Here is a 24,588-nt window from a genome sequence, read left to right on the forward strand (position 1 = left end):
TTATTTACGAATCATTGCCAATTGCCTATCCTCTGGCCGCTTCCAACACCCAGAGGGCTTATCGTGCCGATTGCCACGCTGCAGGCCAGCCAACCCGCGCTCCGCGACGCCGCCAAGGTCGACTGGCAAGGCATCGACCTTGGCTGGGCCTACAGCGATCTGCTGCTCAGCCTCAGCCGTCGCACCCGCTGCGTGCAACGCGCTTACGATGTGCTTCACGACGCCCTGCTGCGCTTTGCTCTGGCGCAACATCAGCGCCGTATCGAGCAGCCCAACGCCTACCTGCGCCGTGTCGCCCACTCGGTACTGATCGATTTCTACCGCAGCGAGTGGCGGCTGGAATCGCTGGAATCGCACAACCCGGAAGATCTCGCCCCCGATCAGGTGGCGCCGTCCTGCGAACACCTGCTCGATATCCAGCAGCGCCTCAAGGCGTTGCAGCGCATCCTCGACTGCCTGCCCGAGCGCTGCGCGGAGGTGTTCTGGATGGCCCGTATCGAGGGTTATACCCAGCCGGATATCGCCACGCGCCTGGGCATCAGCCTGAACATGGTCGAACGGCACATGATGCGCGCCCTGCTCGACCTGCGCCGCGCCCGCGACCTGCTGCAATCATGAGTGACCCGACCGAACAGGCCGCCGCCTGGTTTCTGCGCCTGCGCGGCGATGCGCGACTGGCGGAGCAGGCGGAATTCCGCAGCTGGCTGGCAGCCGACCCGGCGAACGCCGAGGAATACCGTGCCTTCGAAGCGCTCTGGGACGACTTCGGCAGTACCCGCCAGACCGAGGCGCTGGCCATGGCCATGGAGCGCCAGCAACGCGGGCAGCCACGTTACCTGCGCCGGGGCGTCTATGCGCTGGTGCTGATGCTCGCCTCGGCTGCGGGCTGGCTCGGTTATCGGCAGAGCCCTCAGCAGCTCGCGTTGCACACGCCGATTGGCGAGCGCCAGCAGATCACCCTGCGCGATGGCAGCGAACTGCAGTTGAACGCCGCTACCCGGATCGACGTCCGTTATGGCTGGCGCCAACGCAGGATCGACCTGCGGCAGGGCGAGGCGCTGTTCGATGTCGCACGCAACCCTCTGCGCCCCTTCGTGATCGATAGCGGCCTGGCGCAAATCACCGTGCGCGGCACCCGCTTCGTGGTCAACCGCCTGCCGGATCGGCTGCGGGTCAGCGTCGATCATGGCCGAGTCGAAGTGGCCAGCACTCGCCACCCGAACGAAACCTGGCAGGTGGGTGCCGGCCAGGTCGTGGAAGTCGATGCCAGTGGCCACCTGCGCAAGCTCGACCTGCCGGCCGACAATGCCCTGGCCTTCACCCGCGGCAACCTGGTGTTCGAAGACGCCGATCTTGGCGAGATCGCCGCCAGCTTGTCGCGCTATCGCGAACGGCCACTGCAAGCCCACGCTGGCTACCCGAGCCCGCGCATCAGTGCCGTGCTGCAACTGAGCGACGTGGAGGACTTCATCCGCGCCCTGCCGACCATCGCCCCGGTACGCGTGACCGAAGACAGCCAAAGCACCGAGCTGAGCGCGCGTTAGCGATTCGCTTCGCCACGGCCACGGCCACGGCCACGAAGATAACGGCATAGCGGCGACCATTCGTCGCCGCTACATCAGGGGAAACGCAATGCGTTCCGTCCTTCAGGCAAATTCCCATAAGAAGGATGTCTCGATGCGTCATTCGTTTGCGCTACGCAACCCGCTGGCCGTTGCCAGTTTCGCCTTGGTTGCGCCCGTGCTGGCTGCCCCTGTCGGTCTGAACCTGCCCGCCCAGCCCCTGAGTATGTCGCTGCGCCAACTGGGCGAAGCCGCCGGTTTGAGCATCGCCGCCGACAGCAGCCTGACAGGGCATCTGCACGCCCCTGCCGTGAACGGCACGCTGGAACCCACGGTGGCGCTGCAGCGCCTCCTCGATGGCAGCGGCCTGACTTACCAGCGTGCGGGCAACACCCTGATCATCACCCGCCAGAGCGATACCGGCGCTTCGCTGGAACTGGGCGCCACCAGCATCACCGGCGCAGGCCTGGGTGACACCACCGACGGCACGGGCTCGTACACCACCGGTTCGACCAGCACAGCGACCAAGATGCCGCTGACCATCCGCGAAACGCCGCAGTCGATCAGCGTGATGAGCCGCCAGCGTATGGATGACCAGAACCTGACGCAGCTGACCGATGCGGTGCGTCAGACCCCTGGCCTGAGCGTGAACCAGAGCGGCAACATGGGCTCGGACAGCAGCGCCATCTACTCCCGGGGCTTTCAGGTCGAAAACTACCAGATCGACGGCGAGCCGCTGCTCAACAGCGCCTACAACTCGATGTTCCAGACCAATGACCTGGCGCTCTACGACCGCATCGAAGTGATCCGAGGCGCTACGGGGCTGACCAATGGCATCGGCACCCCGGGCGCCACGATCAATCTGGTGCGCAAGCGCCCGACCAGCGAATGGAAGAGCAGCATTGGCCTGCAGGCAGGCTCCTGGGATAACAACGCCATCGAACTGGACAGCGGCGGGCCACTCAATGAAAGCGGTAGTGTGCGGGGGCGCATGGTCGCCGTTTACCGCGATGCCGGTTCTTATATCGACCGCCTGCAGGAGCGGCACAAAGTGCTGTACGGCATTGTGGAGGCCGACCTGACGCCAGACACCTTGCTCACCATCGGTGCAGATGCACAGCAGCACGACGCCAACAATCACGCCCGCGGCGGTCTGCCGCTGTATTTCAGCGATGGTTCGCGCACCGACTGGTCTCGCTCGGCCTCGGCAGCCAGTACCTGGGCTTACTCTGAACGTCACTTCGCCTCGGGCTTTGCGTCTATCGACCAGCAACTGAACGACGACTGGAAAGCCAAGATGACCGTCAGCCGGGGTCGTTATGCCTACGATGAAGTGCTCGGTTATGCAGGCGCGCGTGTCTATCCGAATCGTGAAACCGGAAGTGGTGGCATGCTCTATGGCGGCCGCTGGGGGGCCAAGCCGGTGCAGGACAGCCTCGACATGCACCTGCGCGGCAGCTTCGAGCTGCTGGGCCAGCAGCATGATCTGGTGATCGGTCATTCCCGCCAACAGACTCGCTACAAGGCCGATAACTACGACCTGTGGAGCTTCACCGGCTGGGACAGCTCGATCCCCAGCTACTACGGCTGGGATGGCAAGACGCCGGTCGAGCCGAACATTCCGGTCAACGGCCGCACCAACTACAACGAGAAACAGCAAGCGACTTATGCCAGCTTGCGCCTGCGCGCCACGGATCAACTGTCAGTCTTCCTCGGCGCCCGCGTGACCGACTGGGAGAACGTACAGAAGACCGACAACTACGGTGGCGTCGACGATGAAACCACCCGGCGCACCGAAACCGGTGTGTTCACGCCTTTCGCGGGCGTGGTCTACGAAATCGACAACACCTGGTCGGCCTATGCCAGCTATACCAGCATCTTCAAACCGCAGAACAATCGCACGGCCACCGGCAGCTTTATCGACCCGTTGGAAGGTGTCGGTTACGAAGTCGGCATCAAGGCGGGGTTCTTCGAAGATCGCCTGAATTTCTCCACGGCGATCTACCAGATCGAGCAGGACAACTTTGCGGTCTCCATACCGGGCGAGTTCGCTCCTAATGGTGACCAGGCGTACCGCGCCGAATCCGGCACCAAAACCCGTGGTTTCGAGGTGGAGCTCAGCGGCGAGCTGCTGCCGGACTGGCAACTGACGGCCAGCTATTCGCGCAATATCGTCCAGGACAGTAACGGCAGAGCGCTGAATACCGATATCCCGCAAAACACCGCCAAGCTGTTCACCAGCTATCTGCTCGACAACCTTGGCAATGGCCTGACCGTGGGCGGCGGAGTGAACTGGCAGCATGCAATCTACAGCGATGCCATGGGGCCCAACAGGGTGCGCTTCACCCAAGGCAGCTACGCGGTGGTCGACCTGATGGCCCGCTACCCCATCACCGAGCAACTCAGCGCAACACTCAACCTCAACAACCTGCTCGACAAGACGTACTACACCAGTACGTCGTCGGCTTACTACGGCACGCCGCGCAATGCCTCGCTGGGGTTGCGGCTGACGTTCTGAGCGAAACCAGCCTGGCGTGCGAATGCGCCGGGCTGAGCGTGGCCTCAGAAGTCCAGAGTGGCCGAGACCTTCAGGGTGCGCGGCTCGCCCTGGGTCAGGTAGCCACCGTTGGTGGACGCCCAATAGGCCTTGTCAGCGACGTTTTCCAGGCCCGCACGCAGGGTCAACTTGCGCTCTTCATCGAGTTTCATCCCATAACGAGCACCGAGATCTACCCTCGTCCAGGCGGGGATGCTCAGAGTATTGGCAGAGTCGTAGTACTGGCCGCCGGTGCGCAGCAACAGCCCGTTGAAACTCAGGCCCGAAACACCTGGCACGTCCCAGTCGGCGCCGACGTTGTACTGAAACTCCGGGATGCCGACAGCGCGGTTGCCATCATTGGCGCCACCGGCAGTGCCGCGCAATTCGGTATCCATCAGGGTCGCGCCAGCAAGCAGGCGCAAGCCAGACAGCGGCTCACCGAACAGATTCAGCTCCACGCCGCGGTTACGCTGCTCGGCATCCACACTGTAGATATTGTTAGTTCCGGTAACGCCCTGGGGTTGCTCAATCTGGTACACGCCCAGGCTGCCACCGAAGGTGCCCCAATCTAGCTTGAGCCCCGTCTCGACCTGTTTCGTGCGGTAAGGCGCGAACATTGCTCCACGATTGAGCGCGCCAGCAGGAGCGGTTGGCCCCTGCTGAAGCGACTCGATGCTATTGGCATACAACGAAACCACGTCGCTCGCCTTGAACACCAAGCCATACGCCGGCGTGGTGATGCTGTCTTCATAATTGGCGGTACGCGCACCGGTACCAGCACTCCAGGCATCGGCGCCAATGGACTGGTGGCGTAGCCCAAGGGTCAGCAACAGCCGATCGTCGAAGAAACCCAGGGTGTCGGAAACGGCCACGCTGCGGGTGATTACCTTGGCGGTCTTGCGGGGGTCGTGCAGATCTCCGCTGACGCTCGCCACCGGTTCATTCACGGGTTGAGGGTCGTAAAGATTGCCGGGCAGGCGATTGGCTAGAGTCGTCGACTCGAAGGCATTGCGCCGCTCCTGCCAAAGACCATTGGTGGAGACATTCAGTTGGTGGCTGACAGGACCAGTCTGCAGAAGGCCACGCAATCCAGCCACGCTGCTGAAGGTTTCCTGATCGAGCGGTGAATAGAGCCGACCAACCTGCCCGCTAGCATCCTGAGAGGCGACATACACCGAGGAGTACACGCCATTTTCCCGCGTGTACTTGCCTCCGCCGGCGAGGTAGGCAGTCCAGTTGTCGCTCAGATCGTACTCGGCGTTGAACATGCCGTAGGTATCTTCCAACTGCGACCAGCTCCAGGGCTGGGAGTAATTGGCGTCCGAATCCGGCACCTTCGGTACCTTGCCGCCCAGCCCTGCGGGGGTCAGATAGACCACCGAACGGCCTTCGTTGATGCGCTGCTTCTGGTAACCGAAATCGGTCGACAGGCGCAGCCGCTCACCGCGGTAGTCGAGGCCAACAGCGGCCAGGCTGAAGTGCGAGTGCTCGCCGTCAACCGCCGTTTCACCATCACGTTTGGCCACATTGATCCGCGCTCCGAAGCGATTGTCTTCACCAAAACGCCGCCCCAGATCCACATGACCACCCGCACGCGCGCTACTGGCGTAATCGAGGGTGATACTGCGATTGGGCGTGTCCTCGGCACGCTTGGAGACCACGTTGATCGCGCCGCCAACCCCACTTCCGCCCGGTGCAACGCCATTGAGAAAAGCGTTGGCGCCTTTGAACACTTCGACACGCTCGACAGCTTCGGTGGAAATGATCTGCCGCGGCAGAATCCCGTACAGGCCATTGAACGCAATATCGTCGGTGTAGAGCTGGAAACCGCGCACCACGAACACCTGGGAGAAGTTGCCGAAGCCGTTGGACTGGCGAATCGCCGGATCGCTGGTCAGCACTTCGCCGAGGCTGCGCGCCTGACGGTTCTCGATCAGTTCGCTCGTGTAGCTGGCCGCACTGAACGGCACATCCTGCATATCCTGATTACCCAGCATGCCGATACGCGCACCTCGGGCGACCTGGCCACCTGCGTATTCCACTGGCAGCTCGAGACGCCCTTCGGCCTGGCCGCTGACGGTGGTGGCACCGAGTTGCAGCGCGTCGTTGCCCTGACCGAGCGGCACTAGGGTCACGGTACCCTGCTGGTCGATCTGGTAGCTGAGGCCACTGCCCTGCAGCAGCAACTGCAGGCCTTCGGCAACCGAGTAGTCGCCCTTCAAAGCCGGCGCCTGGCGATCGCTCTGGGTCAGGCTGGCGTCGTAGAGCAGACGCACATTGGCCTGTTCGGCGAAATCGGTCAGCGCAGCATCGAGGCGCTGGGCAGGCAGGTCGAACTCCAGCGCTGACGCGGTCGTGGCAACGAGCAGCAGGTGGGCGGCAGCCAGTGCCTGGAAAAGAGGAGAACGCGTCATGCGCATGCTGGGTTTCCTGTGTTCTGCCAAAGTTCATGCGAAAAAGTCGCATTTGCAGAAACGGAAGACGAAACGCCGATGCGTTTCTGAACCAGGAACGTAAGTATTTTTACGTCAGCCGCTAAATATCTATCGTGGCACCTGCAAGACCGGCCCGGCATCGCTGAAGACCGCGCGGCGAAAACCTTAGCTGCGGCTTACCAGCAGCAGCCCGGGCAGCCGCACCAGGCGCACCTGCAGGTTGCTTTCGATGGCGCGCAGCACCGCCTGCGGGTCGTCGTGGGCGAAAACGCCGGTCACCTTCAGGTCACGCACGCTCTGGTCGAGAAAGATCACCCGCTGGCTCTGGCTGCGCTCTAGCTCGGCGAACACCTCGCTCAGAGGCTGTGCACGAAACACCAGTTTGCCGCGCTGCCAGGCCAGTTGCTGACGGGCATCGAGTGGCTGCACAGGCTCCAGTTGATCACCGCTCCAGCGCACCTGCTGGTTCGCACCTACTGGCAGCGGTTGCTCGCGGGCATCGCTGGCCTGCACCTGCCCTTCGGTCACAGCCAGTACCACCTGGCCACCGCTGTAGTCGACATCGAAGCGCGTACCGGTCACGCGAATACGCGCTGGCCCGGCCTCGACGAAGAACGGCCGGCTGGCATCCTTGGCCACCTGGAAGTCCGCTTCACCGCGATACAGACGAATGCTCCGGCGCCCTTCGCTGATGCTCCAGTCCAGCGCGGTGGCGCCATTGAGCGTCAGAATCGTGCCATCTTCCAATTCGACGATGCGCACTTCGCCCGGAGCGGTCGCCAGGTCGGCATACCAGCCCACCCAGGAGCCCTGGGGCAGCCAAAGTGCCAGGAGCAGCATGGCGGCGCTGGCCAGCGGTACCGCCCAACGCAGCCGCCGGCCACGGCGCAGTGGCAGAACCAGCGCCGGCGAGTCCGCAACCGCGGGCTGCTCGCCAAGCTGCCCCAACAAAGCCCACAACCGATCCACCTCACTGGCGGCCTGCTCATGGGCCGGCGAAGCACAGCGCCATGCATTAGCGGCGGTCCGGTCGGCAGCGCTGGCGCGGCCGGAATGCAGCAGTACCTGCCACTCTCGAGCCTGGGCGTGAAGCGAAGAATCGGTGGTCACGACATCAAGTCCATTTTCTGCTGACACTGTTCCAGGGCCTTGAGGATATAGCGCCCGGCCATGCTTTCGGAAACACCGAGACGCTGACCGATTTCCTTCTGGGTCAGGCCATCGAGGCGGTTCCACAGCAGCGCCTGGCTCAAATGTGGGGGCAGATCGTGAAGAATATCTTGCAGGCGGGCAAGCTGTTGACCATCACCGACGATCTGCTCGGGACCAGGCTGATCCGACTCCAGTTCCACCGACACGCTTTCCTGCACGGGCCGCGCCTGTTGCTGACGACGGTGATCGATGATCAGGTTACGGGCGATGCGATACAGGAAGGCACGCAAGTTCTCCACCTCACCACTGCCATGGCGCTGAAAGCGCAGCCAGGTTTCCTGACGCAGATCCGCCGCCAGCTCGTCGCACTTCACCTGGCGGGTAAAGAAGCGCAGCAACTCGCCGGCATAGCATTGGAACTGGCCTTCCTGGGCATCGAAGTCATGGGGCGGGCGCACTCGGCAATCTCGTGCTGGAAACGGGTTGCGAACATATATCCGCTGATAATAATTTTCAATCAGCCAAGGCAACCCCTCGTCGGCCACCAGGCAGCACAAGCGCATTGCTCGACCAGCCCGGTAACCTCTTGAGGGTTCACGCCAGCCGCCTGCAACCCAGGCGCCAACCCTCAACCCCTCATCAATCCACCGCGTAGCCAAGTACCCGTGGCAGCCACAGGGCGATTTCTGGGAACACGGCAACCAGCACCAGTGCACAGCCCATCACCACGACGAATAACAGCGCCCAGCCGATGGTCTGCTCGAGGCGAATCTTCGCGACTTCGGCGGTGACCATCAGGTTGATCGCCACTGGCGGCGTGAACTGGCCAATGGCGATGTTCATGGCCAGCAGAATGCCGAACCACACCGGGTTCCAGCCGAAGTGCTGCATCACCGGAATCAGGATCGGCATGAGGATCAGGTAGATCGATATGGCGTCCAGCAACATGCCCGCCAGCAGCACCGCGACCATCACCAAAATCAGCAAGACCGTGCCGTTATCGGACAGCGAGATCAGCCATTCGGCCATGTGCCGGAACGTGCCAAGCATGGTGCCGGCCCAGGCGAAGATGCCGGCCAGGGCGATGATCAGCATCACCACACCGGAAATTACCCCCGCCTCGCCACACAGGCGCCACAGGCTGCGCCAGTCCAACTCCCGGGTGACGAACAGCCCCACCGCCACGCCATAGGCAACCCCGACCACCGCCGCTTCCGTAGGGGTGAACAGGCCACTGCGCAAACCACCCAGAATCAGCACCGGCGCCAGCAGTGCCGGAATCGCCTGCTTAAAGCTTGGCCACAGCGGTGGCCGCTCAGCACCTTCGGGCGACTCCCAGCCGTAGTGACGCGCCAGCAGCCAGATCGGCAGCAACAACACCGCACCGGCCAGAATCCCGGGAAACAGACCGGCGGCGAACAGCGCACGCAGGTCGACACCGGGCACCACGATTGAATAGAGAATCAGCGCAATCGAGGGCGGAATCAGAATGGCCGTCGACGCCGATGCGGCGATCAGCGTCGCGGAAAAGGGCTTGGGGTAACCGGCTTTGGTCATGCTCGGCAGCATCACCATGGCCACCGCAGCGGCATCCGCCGGCCCGGAGCCACTCATGCCGCCCATGATCAGGCAGACCAGCACCGCGACCATCGCCAACCCGCCATGCCGCGGGCCGATCATCGCCTGGGCAAAGCGCACCAGACGCAATGCTACGCCGGCCTTTTCGAACACCAGGCCGGTGAGGATGAACAGCGGAATGGCGATCAGCGGGTACTTGGCCACACCGTTATAAGTGTTGGTGCCCAAGGTCGCGAGCATGTCCGGCGACAAGCCGGCAATGATGCCAATCGCACCGGACAGGCCGAGGGCGAAGGCCACTGGTACACCGATCAGCAATAGCAGCAGAAAACTGGCGATCAGCCAGAGATCAGGACTCATCGTGTTCGCTCCCACGCAAGCGATCCAGAGTCATCTGGCTCAGGCGCACGAACATCAACAGGCTCAGCAGCGGCAGCCAGACCACGTACCACCAGTTGGGCAGACCCAGGCCAGGGGACTCGGATTGCCATTGGTATTCCTCGAGGGCGAATTGCCCGCCGAACCACAGCACCAGTCCGAGCACCAGCGTGCAGGCCAGCCATTGCACGATGATCAGCGGCGTGCGCAGGGCCGGGCACAGGCGCTCGAGAAAGCCGATACGAATGTGCCGGTTGCGGCGCAGCGCCACCGAGGCACCGGCAAAGGTCAGCACCACCAGCAGAAAGACCGACAGTTCTTCGGTAAAGGCAAAGGATGCATTGGTGAAATAACGCACCACCACGTTGGCCAGGCTGATCAGGCTGATGATCAGCAGCGCCAGGGTGGCGAGTCCGCGCTCGAGCGGCGCGTCCGCTGGTTTGTTCATGACGTCCTCACAACGGGAGCCGGCGCCGGCTCCCTACAACGATCAGGGTTTGGCAATGGCGCTACGGGCCGCGTCGAGCAGTTTGTCACCGATCTTCGGCGCCCACTTTTCGTGAACACTCTGGGTCGCGTCGACGAACGTCTGACGCTCGGCAGCGCTCAGCTCGACCACCTCGACACCCCGGCTGCGGATGTCTTCCAGGCGCTTGGCCTGCTGGCTGCGCGACAGCTCGACTTCCCACTTGCCGGCGTCGATTGCCGCCTGCTCGAGCAATTTGCGATCAGCCTCTGGCAGGGTTTTCCACACGCGCTGGTTGACCGCGAAGATCAGCGGGTCGGCCATGTAGTGCCACAGCGTCAGGTACTTCTGGCCAACCTGATCGACCCGCGCCACATCGAATACCGACAGCGGGTTTTCCTGGCCGTCCACCGCGCCGGTGGTCAGCGCCGGTTTGGCATCCGCCCAGCTCATCTGCGTAGGGTTGGCACCCAGTGCGCTGAAGGTGTCCTGGAACAACGGCGAGCCGACCACGCGGATCTTCATGCCAGCCAGATCGGCCGGTGCGCGCACCGGTTTTGATGAGTTGGAGACCTCACGAAAACCATTCTCGCCCCAGGCCAGGGGCACGATACCGCGCGCCTCGATAGCGGCGAACGACAGTTTGCCCGCCTCGCCCTGGGTGATGGCATCCAGATCAGCGTTGTCGCGCATCAAGAATGGCAGGGAAAACAGGTTCAGCTCAGGCACCTGCGGCGACCAGTTGATGGTCGAGCCCACGGCCATGTCGATCAGCCCGGAGCGCATCGCCGAGAACTCCTTGGTCTGATCACCGGCAACCAGTTGCGCGTTCGGGTAGACCCGCAAAGTGATGCGTCCTTCGGAGCGCTCATTGACCAGATCCGCCCACTTCTGCGCGGCCTGCCCCCAGGGGAACGCATCCGACAATACGGTGGACACGGAATATTCACGCGCCTGCGCAGAAAAGCCTGCAGTCAGTGCAGCAGTCGCGGCCACAGCCGCGAAAAAACCAGTGAGTTTCATGATGCGTCCTTTATTGGATCGTGGTTCTAGTTGTTTTAAGCGCTTACGCCTCGGCAGCAGCCAGGGACGCAGCAGATCCAGCGGCGAGTGGATGCCTCGCCTGGTAGTGCCGGATTGGCACGAAGAGAGCACCGACGGTGCCAGAGCGGCCGTTTTCGTCTTGTGAACGACTGGCCGCCGCCTTGCGGGTTGCGCTGAGCCTGGCAACTATCCCAGAAGCGCCGCACGCATGCCATCTCCACTGCCGCCGAAAAACGTTCAACGGCCACATCCCTAAAGCTGCCCGCTGTCATCGCACGCCGCTTTATACTGCGCAACCCCGATGGAGCCCCCGCATGTTTCGTGATGCCTGGCGCCACGCGCCGACCCACCGCAAGGTCTGGGCGCTGGCTGCACCGATGATTCTTTCCAACCTGTCCGTGCCACTGGTGGCGCTGGTCGATACAGCCGTGGTCGGTCACCTGCCCCACGCTCATCAATTGGGCGCCGTGGCGGTGGGCAGCAGCCTGTATATCCTGATCGTCGGGCTGCTCGGTTTTCTGCGCATGGGCACCACGGGCTTCGCCGCCCAGGCTTGTGGCCGGGGGGATGGCGGCGCGTTGCGTCAGGTGCTGGTACAAGGCCTGCTGCTCGCCGCATTGCTGGCACTGGCCCTCGGTGCGCTGGCGGTTCCCTTCAGCGGTCTGGCCTTGGGGCTGATGAATCCATCGGCCGAGCTGGATGCACTAACCCGCGAATTTCTGCATACCCGCCTGCTCGGCCTGCCGGCCGCACTGGCCAACTTCGCCTTGATCGGCTGGCTGCTCGGCGCCCAGAACGCGCGCGCGCCCCTGGTGATGCTGCTGGTCACCAACCTGCTGAACATCGTGCTGTCGCTGTGGTTCGTGCTGGGCCTCGACTGGGAAGTCGTTGGCGCTGCCCGCGCGGCGGTGCTGGCTGAATGGGGTGGGCTGCTGCTGGGCCTGGCGCTGACCCGTGGCGCCCTGCGCCGTCATCCTGGCAGCACGCAATGGGCGGCGATGGGCAAGTGGCAGAGCTGGAGCGCGCTGCTGGGCGTCAATCGCGATATCTTCCTGCGCTCTCTGGCGCTGCAGGCGGTGTTTCTACTGATCACCATCCAGGGCGCACGCCTGGGCGACGCCACCGTGGCAGCCAACGCGCTGCTACTCAATGGCCTGCTGGTAACCGCCTATGCCCTGGACGGGCTGGCCCACGCGGTCGAGGCACTGTGCGGTCACGCCATCGGCGCGCGCGACCGCCTGGCGCTCAGGCGCAGCCTGATCGTCGCCGGTTTCTGGTCGCTGCTGGCCAGCCTGCTTTTCTCGCTGGCGTTTGGCGCGGGCGGCCACCTGTTCGTCAACCTGCAGACGAACATCCCTGTGGTACGCGAAACGGCCGGGCATTACCTGCCCTACCTCGCCCTGCTGCCGCTGTTCGCGGTCTGGAGCTACCTGCTCGACGGCCTGTTCATCGGCGCCACCCGTGCCCGGGAGATGCGCAACGCCATGCTCGTGGCCCTGGCCCTCGGCCTGCCAATCGCCCTGGCACTGCAGGGCTTTGGCAACCACGGCCTGTGGATGGCGTTCCTGGCCTTCATGGCCCTGCGCGGCCTGACGCTGGGCGCCCTGGCCTGGCACCTTGGACGCCGCGACCTGTGGCTAGCAGCCCCCGGCGGCCGGTAATACCAGGTTGCTATTGTTCGATCTGAAGGCGTGCTCAATAGAAGGCTGGTGGGCTTCGGCCCAGCCATTTTCGTGGATCGGCCGCTAACCGCGTCAACATCCCCCGTTTTGCGCTCCAGCCAGCGCCCTTATGCTCGCGGCCTTATGCCGCAGCAGCCGAACGCAACGGCTGCTGCCAGCCACCTGGCGCACCCACCACTTACAGCACACCCCATGGCGTAGCTCGCTGGCTCCGTTATGATGGCGCCATCAACGCCCCACGAGATGCCCATGCCACGTTTCCTCTGCCTGCTGCTGTTGCTCGTCGTCCTGCCTGCTGGAGCGGGTGTTTTCGATAGCCGCCCGAATGCGGCGCCGCTCGGCCAGGCGCTGAACAACAGCGCGGATTTCCTGCCCGTACGCGAGGCGTTCAAGCTAAGCCTGGTGAACAGCACGCCCACTTCCGCGACCCTGCGTTTCGTCGCGGCCGAGGGCTATTACCTCTATCGTCACCAGTTCAAGTTCAAGGTCGAACCCGCTGCGCTGGCCGGCGCGCCCGTGGAAGTGCCGGAAGGCCTGCACAAGAACGACCAGTATTTTGGCGACGTGCAGGTGTTCTACGAGGTGCTGGATGTCGAGGTGCCGCTCGACAATCCGGACAATCGCCCACTCAACCTCGCCGTCACCTACCAGGGCTGCGCCGATAAAGGCCTGTGCTATCCACCGGAAACCGAGACACTGGCCATCAATGGCGGGGTTACCGGTTCGAGCGGCGAAGCGCTGCCGAGCAAAGCTGGGTGGAGCTGGGCCGATCTGGCGCTGATGTTCGCAGCCGGCCTGACGCTGACCTTCACGCCCTGCGTGCTGCCAATGCTGCCAATCCTCTCCGGCGTAGTGCTGCGTGGCCGCCCGAGCAGAGGTCGCGGACTGGCGCTGTCGCTGGCCTACGTGTTGCCGATGGCGGCCTGCTATGCCGCCCTCGGTGCCCTGATGGGGCTGTTCGGCGCCAAGCTCAACCTGCAGGCAATGCTGCAATCCCCATGGATTCTGGTGCCGTTCGCGCTTTTCTTCGCGGTGTTCGCGGTGGCCATGTTCGGCGTCTTCGAACTGCGCCTGCCGGCCTTCATCCGCGAGCGTCTGGATCGCAGGGCAGCGCAGACACAAGGTGGCACTCTGGCCGGCGCAGCGACGCTGGGCGTGCTTTCCAGCCTGATCGTTTCCCCCTGCATCACCGCGCCGTTCACCGCGCTGCTGCTCTATATCAGTAGCACTGGCGATGCAGTCGGTGGTGCGTTGCAACTATTCGCTCTCGGCTTGGGCATGGGCACGCCGCTGGTGATCTTCGCAGCTGGCGGCGGCGCGCTGCTGCCCAAATCCGGTACCTGGATGGTCGCTGTGCGCAACGCCTTTGGTGTGATGTTGCTGGCGGTATCGGTGTGGCTGCTCGAACGAGTCTTGCCCGGCAGTTTGTCGCTGGCGCTATGGGGCCTGCTGGCCGCTGGCGTCGCGCTGTTCCTGGGAGCGCTGGAGTTCACGCCGAAAAGCGCGCGGGACAAACTGGCCCAGCTCGCCGGCCTGGTTTTGCTGGTCTACGCCCTGGCAGCCTGGACGGGCGCCCTGCAAGGCCGCGACGACCCGCTGCGACCGCTGGGCAGTGGTTCGGCGGGCGCCGAGCAGAACACCACGACAGCCGGCAGTTGGCAAACCATCAGCACCCCTGCGGAACTGGACGCAGCCCTGGCGCAGGCCAAGGGCGCAGGCCAGCCACTGCTGCTCGACTGGTATGCCGACTGGTGCATCAGCTGCAAGAAAATCGAGCGCGAGGTGTTCAATTCACCACAGGTCGGCCCGCAGTTGGCTGACTATCATCTGCTGCGTTTCGACATGACAGACAGCACGGCAGCCCAACGCGCGCTGCTCGACCGCTATCAGCTGTTCGGTTCGCCGGCGATCCAGCTGTTCGATGGCCGCGGCCAGGAATTGCACGACCTGCGGGTGGTCGGCGAGATTGACGCTGCGGGCTTTTCCGAACGCCTGAATCAAGCACGAGAACGTTTTTAGGCAATTCGGTCACATCTTCGGCGAAAGATGCGGACATCGTGCCGACTACTCCCGAAAACTGGACATCCCTACGGCACTTCTGGCAGAGTCCGCGCAGCTAAAAAGAAGGAAGCCCGGATCATGTCGACCCTACTGGTTTTGCACGGCCCCAATTTGAACCTGCTCGGTACCCGAGAGCCCGGCACCTATGGCGCCACGACCCTCGAGCAGATCAATCTCGACCTGGAGCAACGTGCCCGCGAGGCCGGCCATCATCTGCTGTACCTGCAGAGCAATGCCGAGTATGAGTTGATCGACCGTATCCATGCTGCCAGAGGCGAAGGCGTCGACTTCATCATCATCAACCCTGCCGCCTTCACTCACACCAGCGTCGCATTACGTGACGCGTTGCTGGCGGTGAGCATCCCATTCATCGAAGTGCACCTCTCCAATGTGCACAAGCGCGAGCCTTTCCGGCATCACTCCTACTTTTCCGACGTGGCGGTAGGCGTGATCTGCGGTCTCGGCGCCAGCGGTTATCGGCTGGCCCTCGAGGCGGCCCTGGAAAACCTGGCGAGCCAAAACACCTGAAACCGGCGCCTTGAAGCGGCGGTTCATTCGCACAACTTGAACGACCCTGACCAGACTGGGAGTTGAACACCTATGGATATTCGCAAAGTCAAAAAACTGATCGAGCTGCTGGAAGAGTCCGGCATCGACGAACTGGAAATCAAGGAAGGCGAAGAGTCCGTACGCATCAGCCGTCACGGCAAACAACCGGCCTATGCCCAGCCTGTCTATGCACCGGCTCCGGCACCAGTTGCAGCAGCCGCTCCGGTTGCTGCCGAAGCCGCCGCACCAGTTGCTGCCAAGCTGAACGGCACCGTAGTGCGTTCGCCAATGGTCGGTACTTTCTACCGCGCTGCTTCGCCAACCTCGGGCAACTTCGTTGAAGTCGGTTCGACCGTGAAGAAAGGCGACATCCTCTGCATCGTTGAAGCGATGAAGATGATGAACCACATCGAGGCCGAAACCAGCGGCACGATCGAATCCATCCTGGGCGAAAACGGCCAGCCGGTGGAATACGATCAACCGCTGTTCACCATCGTCTGATGCACGGGGAACCCGTAATGCAGAAGCTGGAAAAAGTTCTGATCGCCAACCGCGGCGAGATTGCCCTGCGCATCCTGCGTGCCTGTAAAGAACTGGGCATCAAGACCGTAGCGGTGCACTCCACTGCCGACCGCGAACTGATGCACCTGGCCCTGGCCGATGAGTCGGTCTGCATCGGCCCGGCACCCGGCAACCTGTCGTACCTGAACATCCCGGCGATCATCAGTGCCGCGGAAGTCACCGGTGCGACCGCCATCCACCCCGGCTACGGCTTCCTCGCGGAAAACGCCGATTTCGCCGAGCAGGTGGAAAACTCCGGTTTTGCCTTCATCGGCCCGAAAGCCGACACCATTCGCCTGATGGGTGACAAAGTGTCGGCCAAGCAGGCCATGATCAAAGCTGGCGTACCGGTGGTGCCTGGCTCTGACGGCCCGCTGCCAGAGGACGAAGCAACCGCTCTGGCGATTGCCCGCGAAGTCGGCTACCCAGTGATCATCAAGGCCGCTGGCGGCGGCGGTGGTCGCGGCATGCGCGTGGTGTGGAAAGAAGAAGAGCTGATCAAGTCGGCTCGACTGACCCGCAGCGAAGCCGGTTCGGTGTTCGGTAACCCAATGGTCTACCTGGAGAAATTCCTCGGCAATCCACGTCACGTGGAAGTCCAGGTGCTCTCCGACGGCCAAGGTAACGCCATCCACCTCTATGACCGCGATTGCTCACTGCAGCGCCGTCACCAGAAGGTACTGGAAGAAGCCCCGGCTCCGATGATCGACGAGAAGGCCCGCGCCGAAGTGCTCAAGCGCTGCGTCGATGCCTGTATCGAAATCGGCTATCGCGGTGCCGGCACGTTCGAATTCCTCTATGAAGACGGTCGTTTCTACTTCATCGAGATGAACACCCGCGTACAGGTCGAGCACCCGGTTACCGAAATGGTCACCGGCATCGACATCGTCAAGGAGATGCTCAGCATCGCCGCGGGTAACAAGCTTTCGTACAAGCAGGAAGATGTGAAGCTTCTGGGCCACGCCCTGGAGTGCCGCATCAACGCCGAAGACCCGGATACCTTCATGCCTTGCCCCGGCAAGGTGAAGCACTTCCACGCGCCAGGCGGTTTCGGCGTACGTGTCGACTCGCACCTGTACAGCGGCTACACCGTACCGCCGAACTACGACTCGCTGATCGGCAAGCTGATCACCTACGGCACCACTCGTGACGAGGCCCTGGCCCGCATGCGCAATGCCCTGGAAGAAATCGTCGTCGACGGCATCAAGACCAACGTGCCTCTGCACCGCAACCTGGTTGTGGACAAGGGCTTCTGCGAAGGCGGCGTGAATATCCACTACCTGGAAAAGAAACTGGGTATGGATAAGCACTAAGCAACGAGCAGTATGTTGTGTGCATGACAGGGAGCGGCTAAGGCCGCTCCCTTGTTTTTTCCGGTCGTATTATCATTGACCGCCTTTTTTCTGCAGCCCGAGCCTCCGCCTCGAGGCTGCCTGCACGGGAGCCATCCATGCCCTGGTTACAACTGCGCCTCGCCATCACCCCAGAACAGGCTGAAACCTACGAAGATGCCCTGCTCGAAGTTGGCGCGGTATCGGTTACCTTCATGGATGCCGAAGATCAGCCTATCTTCGAGCCGGATCTGGGCACCACGCCCCTGTGGAGCAACACCCATCTGCTCGCCCTGTTCGAAGCCGACACCGATGCCGAGGCCCTGAGCGCCCATTTGCAGCTGCTGACCGGCGGCGAATTGCCCGAGCATCACTTCGAGGCGATTGCCGACCAGGATTGGGAGCGCAGCTGGATGGACGGCTTCGCGCCGATGCGCTTCGGCCAACGCCTGTGGATCGTACCCAGCTGGCACGAAGCACCCGAGCCGGACGCAGTCAACCTGCTGCTCGACCCCGGCCTGGCGTTTGGCACCGGCACCCACCCAACCACCTCGCTGTGCCTGCAATGGCTCGATGGCCAGGAACTGGAAGGCTGCAGCGTGCTGGACTTCGGCTGCGGCTCGGGAATCCTGGCGATCGCCGCACTGCTGCTCGGCGCACCACGCGCAGTCGGTACCGATATCGACCCCCAGGCACTGGAGGCCTCCCGTGACAATGCCGGGCGCAATGGCATCGCCGAGGAACGCTTCCCGGTCTACCTGCCGGCCGACCTGCCCCAAGAAGCCGCAGATGTGGTGGTGGCCAACATTCTCGCCGGGCCACTGGTCAGCCTGGCACCGCAGATCACTCGCCTGGTGAAAAACGGCGGCCGTCTGGCACTGTCAGGCATTCTCGCCGAGCAGGCCGAGGAAGTGCGCGCTGCCTACGCGTCAGAGTTTCTGCTTGACCCAACCGCAACGCTGGATGGCTGGGTACGTATCAGCGGTGTACGCCGCTGATCAGAGCAAGTGACTGACTGGCCGCCCCCGGATTACGCCCTTGGCTAATCCAGGCTACGCAGGTCGCAATCGCCCGACGCCACTGATGCCGAAGTGTTGGCTCGTCAGGCAGTTGAGTTAGACTAACCGACCGTTTTCGCCGCCACGCCGGCCGCCGGATTGCGCATGACCGAAAGTTTCATCACCCAATGCCCGAACTGCAGCACCAGCTTCCGTGTGAACCTGGCTCAGCTCGGTATTGCCCAGGGTTCAGTGCGCTGTGGCGCCTGCCTGCAGGTGTTCAACGCCGCTCGCCAGTTGCGCGAGCAGGGTCATAACATCCCGGACATGCGTGCGGCCGCGCCTACAGCACCCAAGGTACCTGCACCTGCACCTGCACCTGCACCTGCACCTGCACCTGCACCGAGTATTGCGCCAGAAGCGGCGACGCCAGCCAAGCCTGCCAGCAAGCTCGATGACGAGACGCTGTGGATTCACGACGACCTCGATCTCGATGATCTGGATCTGGACGAAGAGCTGGCCAAGCTCGAAGCACAGGAACAGCAGCTCTCTCGCCAGTTCCTGGAGCTTGACCAGCTTTCGCGACAGACGCCACGCTTCGACCAACCGGAAGAAGATAACGAGCCCGCCGATGACGAGCGCTGGGCCGAGGCACTGCTGCGCGACGATCCGCCGGTCAGCAAACTGGAGCTCGAACCGCTGATCGAGCAGTCATTCGTTGACTCGCCGGACTTCGGTCAGCCGCCACCGCCCAGCACCAGCGTGCCTGACGATGTGCCACCGATTCCAAAGACACCCGGCATCCGCGACCTGATCGACGCCCCCCAAAAACGCAGCACGACGCGCGAAGAGGCTGAACCGAGCTTCAGCCTTAGCGCGCAACGCGATAACGAACCTGCCACCATCGAGCCTGAACACCCGGACGACGATCTGGATGAACCGCAGCCACCCAAACAGAAGAGCGTCCCACGCACTCGCTCACGCAGCGAACCGAACCTGCGTGACGACGCGCTCTTCGAGCTTGAGGAAGAGCCGCTGCAGCTCGACTGGCAGCCACCGCGCAAACCCTGGGGCCGCTGGCTGGGCTGGGGCCTGCTCAACCTACTCGCGGTTAGCGCGCTGGCCGGCCAATACGTGATTTACCACTACGCCGAACTGGCGCGCCAGGATCAATACCGCCCCTGGTTCGAACAAGCCTGCCCGGTGCTCGGCTGCAGCCTGCCATCCAAGGTCGATATCGACCAAATCAAGAGCAGCAACCTAGTGGTACGCAGCCACCCTGAATTCAGCGGGGCACTGGTAGTCGACGCGATCCTCTACAATCGCGCGCCCTTCTCCCAGCCATTCCCGCTATTGGAGATGCGCTTTGCCGACCTTAACGGCCAGTTGATCGCCAGTCGCCGCTTCAAACCCAGCGAATACCTGGCAGGCGAACTGGCCGGCCAGGCGGAAATGCCGCCGCAAACACCGATCCATATCGCCCTCGACATCCTCGACCCTGGTGCTCGGGCAGTGAACTACAGCCTCAATTTCCACTCGCCGGAGTAAGGCGCGCCTAGCCGATCAACGGCTTTCAGTAGAAAGCCGTCTGCAACAAGGCAATCGGGCAGCGCGACCGGAAGCCACAGGCCAACTGTTCAGATTTTGTTCAAAACGATCTTTATCCGGTCATTCAGAGCGGGTATGATCTCCACCCTTTTTCGCACTCTCCTACTGGCCTCAACAGCACGTCTCTTGAGCAGGGAAGCCCTATGTCGGCGCTAAGCATCGGCCCCTATACATTGCCCAATCGACTGATCCTGGCCCCAATGGCCGGCGTCACCGATCAGCCGTTCCGACAGCTTTGCCGCCGCCTTGGCGCCGGTATGGTGGTGTCGGAGATGGTTACCAGCGATGTGCGCCTGTGGAATACGCGTAAATCGAGCCTGCGCATGATCCACAGCGGCGATCCGGAGCCACGCTCCGTACAGATCGCCGGTGGCGACCCGCAGATGCTCGCAGAGGCAGCCCGAGCCAACGTGCAACTGGGCGCCCAGATCATCGACATCAACATGGGTTGCCCGGCCAAGAAGGTCTGCAACAAGGCAGCTGGCTCTGCCCTGCTCAAGGATCAGCCGCTGGTGCAGGCGATCCTCGAAGCGGTAGTGGCTGCGGTAGACGTCCCGGTCACGCTGAAGATCCGCACCGGCTGGGACAGACAGAACAAGAACGGTGTCGACGTGGCGCGTATCGCCGAACAATGCGGCATCGTCGCCCTGGCCGTACATGGCCGCACCCGCGTCGACCTGTACACCGGCGACGCCGAATACGACACCATCGCCGCGATCAAACAGGCGGTATCCATCCCGGTATTGGCCAATGGCGACATCGACTCACCGGAAAAGGCCGCTCATGTACTGGCAGCCACCGGAGCCGATGGTTTGCTGATCGGCAGGGCAGCCCAGGGCCGCCCATGGATTTTCAGAGAAATAGAGCATTACCTGCGCACCGGCGCCCACTGCCCCGCCCCTGCGCTGACCGAGATTGAACGCATTCTGCTCGAGCACTTGGCCGCCCTCCACGCCTTCTACGGCGATGTGATGGGTGTGCGCATCGCCCGCAAGCACGTCGGTTGGTACCTCTCGACGTTGCCCGGCGCCCGCGAATTCCGAGCTGAGTTCAATCGTCTGGATAGCCAGGAGGCGCAGTGTGCAAGCGTTCGCCAGTTCTTCGGTGAGCGCTATAACGATGAAGATGGGGTGGCCGCATGACCATGTTGAACGAGACCTTAGGAAGTGGGATTGCACCCGTGAGCGACAACACCAGTTTGAAACAACACCTCAACACGCCGAGCGAAGAAGGCCAGACCCTGCGCGGCAGCGTCGAAAAAGCCTTGCATAACTATTTCGCTCACCTTGAAGGTGCGGACGTTACCGACGTCTACAACCTGGTGCTCACCGAAGTGGAAGCCCCGCTGCTGGAAACCGTCATGAATTACGTGAAAGGTAACCAGACCAAAGCCTCCGAACTGCTTGGTCTGAACCGCGGCACCCTGCGCAAGAAGCTCAAGCAGTACGACCTTCTCTGATCCTGCATTCCGGAAAAAGGCGACTCGATGAAGTCGCCTTTTTTGCTAATACTCTGCTCTGATGGACTCTGAAATGACCGACCAGACCACCCGCCTCCCCGTCCGCCGCGCGCTGATCAGTGTCTCCGACAAGACCGGCATCCTCGAATTCGCCCGCGAACTCGTCGCCCTAAACGTGGAAATCCTCTCCACCGGCGGCACCTACAAGCTGCTCAAGGACAATGGTGTGGCAGCAGTGGAAGTGGCCGACTACACCGGCTTCCCGGAAATGATGGACGGCCGGGTGAAGACCCTGCACCCGAAAATCCATGGTGGCATCCTTGGCCGTCGCGCCCTCGACGGCGCGGTGATGGACGAGCACGGCATCAAGCCGATCGACCTGGTGGCAGTCAACCTGTATCCCTTCGCCGCCACCGTCGCCAAGCCGGGCTGTGACCTCGCCGACGCCATCGAGAACATTGATATCGGCGGGCCGACCATGGTGCGTTCGGCTGCGAAAAACCACAAAGACGTGGCCATCGTGGTCAATGCCGGCGACTACGCCGCGGTCATCGACTCCTTGAAAATCGGTGGCCTGTGCTACGCGCAGCGCTTCGACCTGGCCCTCAAAGCCTTCGAGCACACCGCGGCCTATGACGGCATGATCGCCAACTACCTGGGCACCATCGACCAGGGCCGCGACACACTGTCCACCGAAGACCGCAGTTTGTTCCCACGCACCTTCAGCGCTCAGTTCATCAAGGCGCAAGACATGCGCTACGGTGAAAATCCGCACCAGAAAGCCGCCTTCTACGTCGAGCATGCCAGCGAAGCCTGCGTGGCGACCGCGGTGCAGCTACAGGGCAAGGAACTGTCGTTCAACAACGTGGCCGACACCGACGCCGCACTGGAATGCGTGAAGAGCTTCGTCAAGCCGGCCTGCGTGATCGTCAAGCACGCCAACCCGTGCGGCGTGGCAGTGGCCCTGGACAGCGAAGGCGGCATCCGACAGGCCTACGAACTGGCTTACGCCACCGACACCGAATCGGCGTTCGGCGGCATTATCGCCTTCAACCGCGAACTGGATGGCGAAACCGCCAAAGCCATCGTCGAGCGCCAGTTCGTCGAAGTGATCATCGCCCCGAAAATCAGCGCCGCGGCTCGTGAAGTGGTCGCCGCCAAAGCCAACGTGCGCCTGCTCGAGTGCGGCGAATGGCCGACCGAACGCGCGGCGGGCTGGGACTACAAACGCGTCAACGGCGGTCTGCTACTGCAGAGCCGTGATATCGGAATGATTACCGCCGATGACCTGAAGATCGTCACCCAGCGCGCGCCAAGTGAGCAGGAAGTCCACGACCTGATCTTTGCCTGGAAAGTGGCCAAGTTCGTCAAGTCCAATGCCATCGTCTACGCCAAGGGCCGCCAGACCATCGGCGTCGGCGCCGGCCAGATGAGCCGCGTCAACTCCGCGCGCATCGCCGCGATCAAAGCTGAGCATGCCGGCTTGCAAGTCGCTGGCTCGGTGATGGCATCCGATGCTTTCTTCCCGTTCCGCGATGGCCTGGATAACGCCGCCGCCAATGGCATCACTGCAGTGATTCAGCCAGGCGGTTCGATGCGCGATGCGGAAGTGATCGCTGCCGCCGACGAAGCCGGTATTGCCATGGTGTTTACCGGCATGCGCCACTTTAGGCACTAAATCGGCCTCACTCGGACAGGCATCTGCGGCGTTGCCTGGTACCTACCAGCCCGATCGCGACCTCGATATTTGCAGGGTGAATAGTAAAAGCACTATCCACCGAACGGGCCCAAGGCCCGCCTCCATTGGGAGAAAGACATGAATGTATTGATCATCGGCAGCGGCGGTCGTGAACACGCCCTGGCCTGGAAAGTGGCGCAGGACAAGCGCATCGAGAAAGTCTTCATCGCCCCGGGTAACGCTGGCACCGCCACCGAAACCAAGTGCGAAAACATCGCCATCGACGTCCTGGATATTCAGGCACTGGCCGATTTCGCCGAGAAGAACGTGCAACTGACCATCGTTGGTCCGGAAGCGCCACTGGTCAAAGGCGTGGTCGACCTGTTCCGCACCCGCAAGCTGGATATCTTCGGCCCCACCGCCGCGGCGGCTCAGCTGGAAGGCTCCAAGGCCTTCACCAAGGACTTCCTGGCGCGCCAGAATATCCCTACCGCCGATTACCAGAATTTCACCGAAGTGGAGCCAGCCCTGGCCTACCTGCGTGAGAAGGGCGCACCAATCGTCATCAAGGCCGACGGTTTGGCAGCAGGCAAAGGCGTGATCGTCGCCATGACGCTGCAGGAAGCCGAAGATGCCGTGCGTGACATGCTCGCCGGCAATGCCTTCGGTGAAGCCGGCTCACGGGTAGTGATCGAGGAATTCCTCGACGGCGAAGAAGCCAGCTTCATCGTCATGGTCGACGGCGAGAACGTGCTGCCGATGGCCACCAGCCAGGATCACAAGCGCGTTGGTGATGCCGACAGCGGCCCGAACACCGGCGGCATGGGCGCCTACTCGCCGGCCCCGGTGGTCACCGCTGAAGTGCATAAACGGGTGATGGACGAAGTCATCTACCCCACCGTGCGTGGCATGGCGGCCGAAGGCAATGTCTACACCGGTTTCCTGTACGCGGGCCTGATGATCGACAAGGCCGGCAAGCCCAAGGTCATCGAATTCAACTGCCGTTTCGGCGACCCGGAAACCCAGCCGATCATGGTGCGCCTCGAGTCGTCGCTGGTGCTGCTGGTCGAGGCCGCGCTGGCCAAAGCGCTGGACAAGGTCGAAGCACGCTGGGATCCACGCCCAACCGTCGGCGTCGTGCTGGCGGCTGGCGGCTACCCGGGCGACTACGGCAAAGGTGACGTGATCGAAGGCCTCGACGAGGCCGCGACCCTCGAAGGCAAGGTGTTCCACGCCGGTACTGCGCTCAAAGACGGCAAGGTCGTCACTGCTGGCGGCCGCGTGCTCTGTGCCACAGCCATCGGTGCGAGCGTTGCCGACGCCCAGCAGCAGGCTTACCGCCTGGCCGAGAAGATTCGCTGGAACGGCATGTTCCACCGCAACGATATCGGCTACCGTGCTATCGCACGCGAGCGCGGCGAAAACTGATGTAACAAGACAGCGGCATCAATCGATGCCGCCCGTCCGCAATACTCGAGCACCACGGATCATCAGGGTGCTCAGGCTG

At 62.7% G+C, this 24,588-nt stretch carries 20 protein-coding genes; 14 read left to right on the top strand and 6 right to left on the bottom strand.

What is annotated here, in order from left to right; genetic code table 11:
- The first annotated feature begins 63 nt into the window (after window positions 1–63).
- From ACZ0AI_RS14490 to ACZ0AI_RS14500, 3 genes are all read left to right on the top strand, one after another.
- Entirely contained in the window at window positions 64–618 is a 555-nt protein-coding gene (locus ACZ0AI_RS14490) for an RNA polymerase sigma factor (protein ID WP_225837956.1), read from the top strand.
- Window positions 615–1,544 (top strand): FecR family protein, encoded by a 930-nt coding sequence (locus ACZ0AI_RS14495; RefSeq protein ID WP_463562471.1) that lies wholly within the window; start codon window positions 615–617, stop codon window positions 1,542–1,544. The genes ACZ0AI_RS14490 and ACZ0AI_RS14495 overlap by 4 nt, the downstream gene beginning before the upstream one ends.
- Before the next feature lie 133 nt (window positions 1,545–1,677).
- The gene (locus ACZ0AI_RS14500; protein ID WP_463562472.1) at window positions 1,678–4,080 is read left to right on the top strand and encodes a TonB-dependent siderophore receptor; all 2,403 of its coding nucleotides are present in this window, start codon (window positions 1,678–1,680) and stop codon (window positions 4,078–4,080) included.
- A gap of 44 nt (window positions 4,081–4,124) precedes the next feature.
- Here ACZ0AI_RS14500 and ACZ0AI_RS14505 read toward each other — a convergent pair whose 3' ends face one another.
- The 6 genes from ACZ0AI_RS14505 to ACZ0AI_RS14530 form a co-directional block, all read right to left on the bottom strand.
- A complete protein-coding gene (locus ACZ0AI_RS14505; protein WP_463562473.1) occupies window positions 4,125–6,521 on the bottom strand; it encodes a TonB-dependent receptor in 2,397 nt (798 codons plus the stop codon).
- 180 nt (window positions 6,522–6,701) lie between these two features.
- Entirely contained in the window at window positions 6,702–7,646 is a 945-nt protein-coding gene (locus ACZ0AI_RS14510; RefSeq protein ID WP_463562474.1) for a FecR family protein, read from the bottom strand.
- Window positions 7,643–8,146, bottom strand: coding sequence for an RNA polymerase sigma factor (locus tag ACZ0AI_RS14515; RefSeq protein ID WP_463562475.1), 504 nt, complete (start codon window positions 8,144–8,146; stop codon window positions 7,643–7,645). The genes ACZ0AI_RS14510 and ACZ0AI_RS14515 overlap by 4 nt, the downstream gene beginning before the upstream one ends.
- A 181-nt stretch (window positions 8,147–8,327) precedes the next feature.
- A complete protein-coding gene (locus ACZ0AI_RS14520) occupies window positions 8,328–9,626 on the bottom strand; it encodes a TRAP transporter large permease (RefSeq protein WP_463562476.1) in 1,299 nt (432 codons plus the stop codon).
- Entirely contained in the window at window positions 9,616–10,092 is a 477-nt protein-coding gene (locus ACZ0AI_RS14525) for a TRAP transporter small permease (RefSeq protein WP_463562477.1), read from the bottom strand. The genes ACZ0AI_RS14520 and ACZ0AI_RS14525 overlap by 11 nt, the downstream gene beginning before the upstream one ends.
- Window positions 10,093–10,134: 42 nt before the next feature.
- Complete coding sequence (locus ACZ0AI_RS14530; protein WP_463562478.1) at window positions 10,135–11,133, bottom strand: DctP family TRAP transporter solute-binding subunit; 999 nt, start codon at window positions 11,131–11,133, stop codon at window positions 10,135–10,137.
- A gap of 335 nt (window positions 11,134–11,468) precedes the next feature.
- On the opposite strand from ACZ0AI_RS14530, the gene ACZ0AI_RS14535 reads away from it, so the two are divergent.
- The 11 genes from ACZ0AI_RS14535 (at window position 11,469) to purD (ending at window position 24,509) form a co-directional block, all read left to right on the top strand.
- Complete coding sequence (locus tag ACZ0AI_RS14535) at window positions 11,469–12,815, top strand: MATE family efflux transporter (RefSeq protein WP_463562479.1); 1,347 nt, start codon at window positions 11,469–11,471, stop codon at window positions 12,813–12,815.
- A 270-nt stretch (window positions 12,816–13,085) separates the two neighbouring features.
- Window positions 13,086–14,855 (top strand): protein-disulfide reductase DsbD, encoded by a 1,770-nt coding sequence (locus tag ACZ0AI_RS14540; RefSeq protein WP_463562480.1) that lies wholly within the window; start codon window positions 13,086–13,088, stop codon window positions 14,853–14,855.
- A gap of 120 nt (window positions 14,856–14,975) precedes the next feature.
- Entirely contained in the window at window positions 14,976–15,425 is a 450-nt protein-coding gene (aroQ, locus tag ACZ0AI_RS14545; protein WP_225837939.1) for a type II 3-dehydroquinate dehydratase, read from the top strand.
- 72 nt (window positions 15,426–15,497) lie between these two features.
- Complete coding sequence (gene accB / locus ACZ0AI_RS14550; protein WP_225837937.1) at window positions 15,498–15,947, top strand: acetyl-CoA carboxylase biotin carboxyl carrier protein; 450 nt, start codon at window positions 15,498–15,500, stop codon at window positions 15,945–15,947.
- A 17-nt stretch (window positions 15,948–15,964) separates the two neighbouring features.
- Window positions 15,965–17,320: an acetyl-CoA carboxylase biotin carboxylase subunit gene (gene accC, locus ACZ0AI_RS14555; protein ID WP_225837935.1), complete on the top strand. Its 1,356-nt coding sequence runs from the start codon at window positions 15,965–15,967 to the stop codon at window positions 17,318–17,320.
- A 137-nt stretch (window positions 17,321–17,457) separates the two neighbouring features.
- Window positions 17,458–18,336 carry a 50S ribosomal protein L11 methyltransferase gene (gene prmA, locus ACZ0AI_RS14560; protein ID WP_463562481.1) on the top strand — a complete coding sequence of 293 codons (879 nt, stop codon included), beginning with the start codon at window positions 17,458–17,460 and terminating at the stop codon, window positions 18,334–18,336.
- Window positions 18,337–18,501: 165 nt separating this feature from the next.
- Window positions 18,502–19,884, top strand: a complete 1,383-nt coding sequence (locus ACZ0AI_RS14565; protein ID WP_463566152.1) for a DUF3426 domain-containing protein — start codon at window positions 18,502–18,504, stop codon at window positions 19,882–19,884.
- Window positions 19,885–20,087: 203 nt separating this feature from the next.
- Window positions 20,088–21,086 carry a tRNA dihydrouridine synthase DusB gene (dusB, locus tag ACZ0AI_RS14570; RefSeq protein ID WP_463562482.1) on the top strand — a complete coding sequence of 333 codons (999 nt, stop codon included), beginning with the start codon at window positions 20,088–20,090 and terminating at the stop codon, window positions 21,084–21,086.
- Window positions 21,083–21,403: a DNA-binding transcriptional regulator Fis gene (gene fis / locus ACZ0AI_RS14575; RefSeq protein WP_131174301.1), complete on the top strand. Its 321-nt coding sequence runs from the start codon at window positions 21,083–21,085 to the stop codon at window positions 21,401–21,403. Before dusB ends, fis begins: the two co-directional genes overlap by 4 nt.
- Window positions 21,404–21,476: 73 nt before the next feature.
- Entirely contained in the window at window positions 21,477–23,081 is a 1,605-nt protein-coding gene (gene purH / locus ACZ0AI_RS14580) for a bifunctional phosphoribosylaminoimidazolecarboxamide formyltransferase/IMP cyclohydrolase (RefSeq protein ID WP_463562483.1), read from the top strand.
- Between the two features lie 138 nt (window positions 23,082–23,219).
- On the top strand, window positions 23,220–24,509 hold the full coding sequence (gene purD, locus ACZ0AI_RS14585; protein ID WP_463570028.1) for a phosphoribosylamine--glycine ligase: 1,290 nt from the start codon (window positions 23,220–23,222) through the stop codon (window positions 24,507–24,509).
- The last annotated feature ends 79 nt before the right edge of the window (window positions 24,510–24,588 follow it).

This window comes from Pseudomonas sp. AC355 (assembly GCF_979258205.1).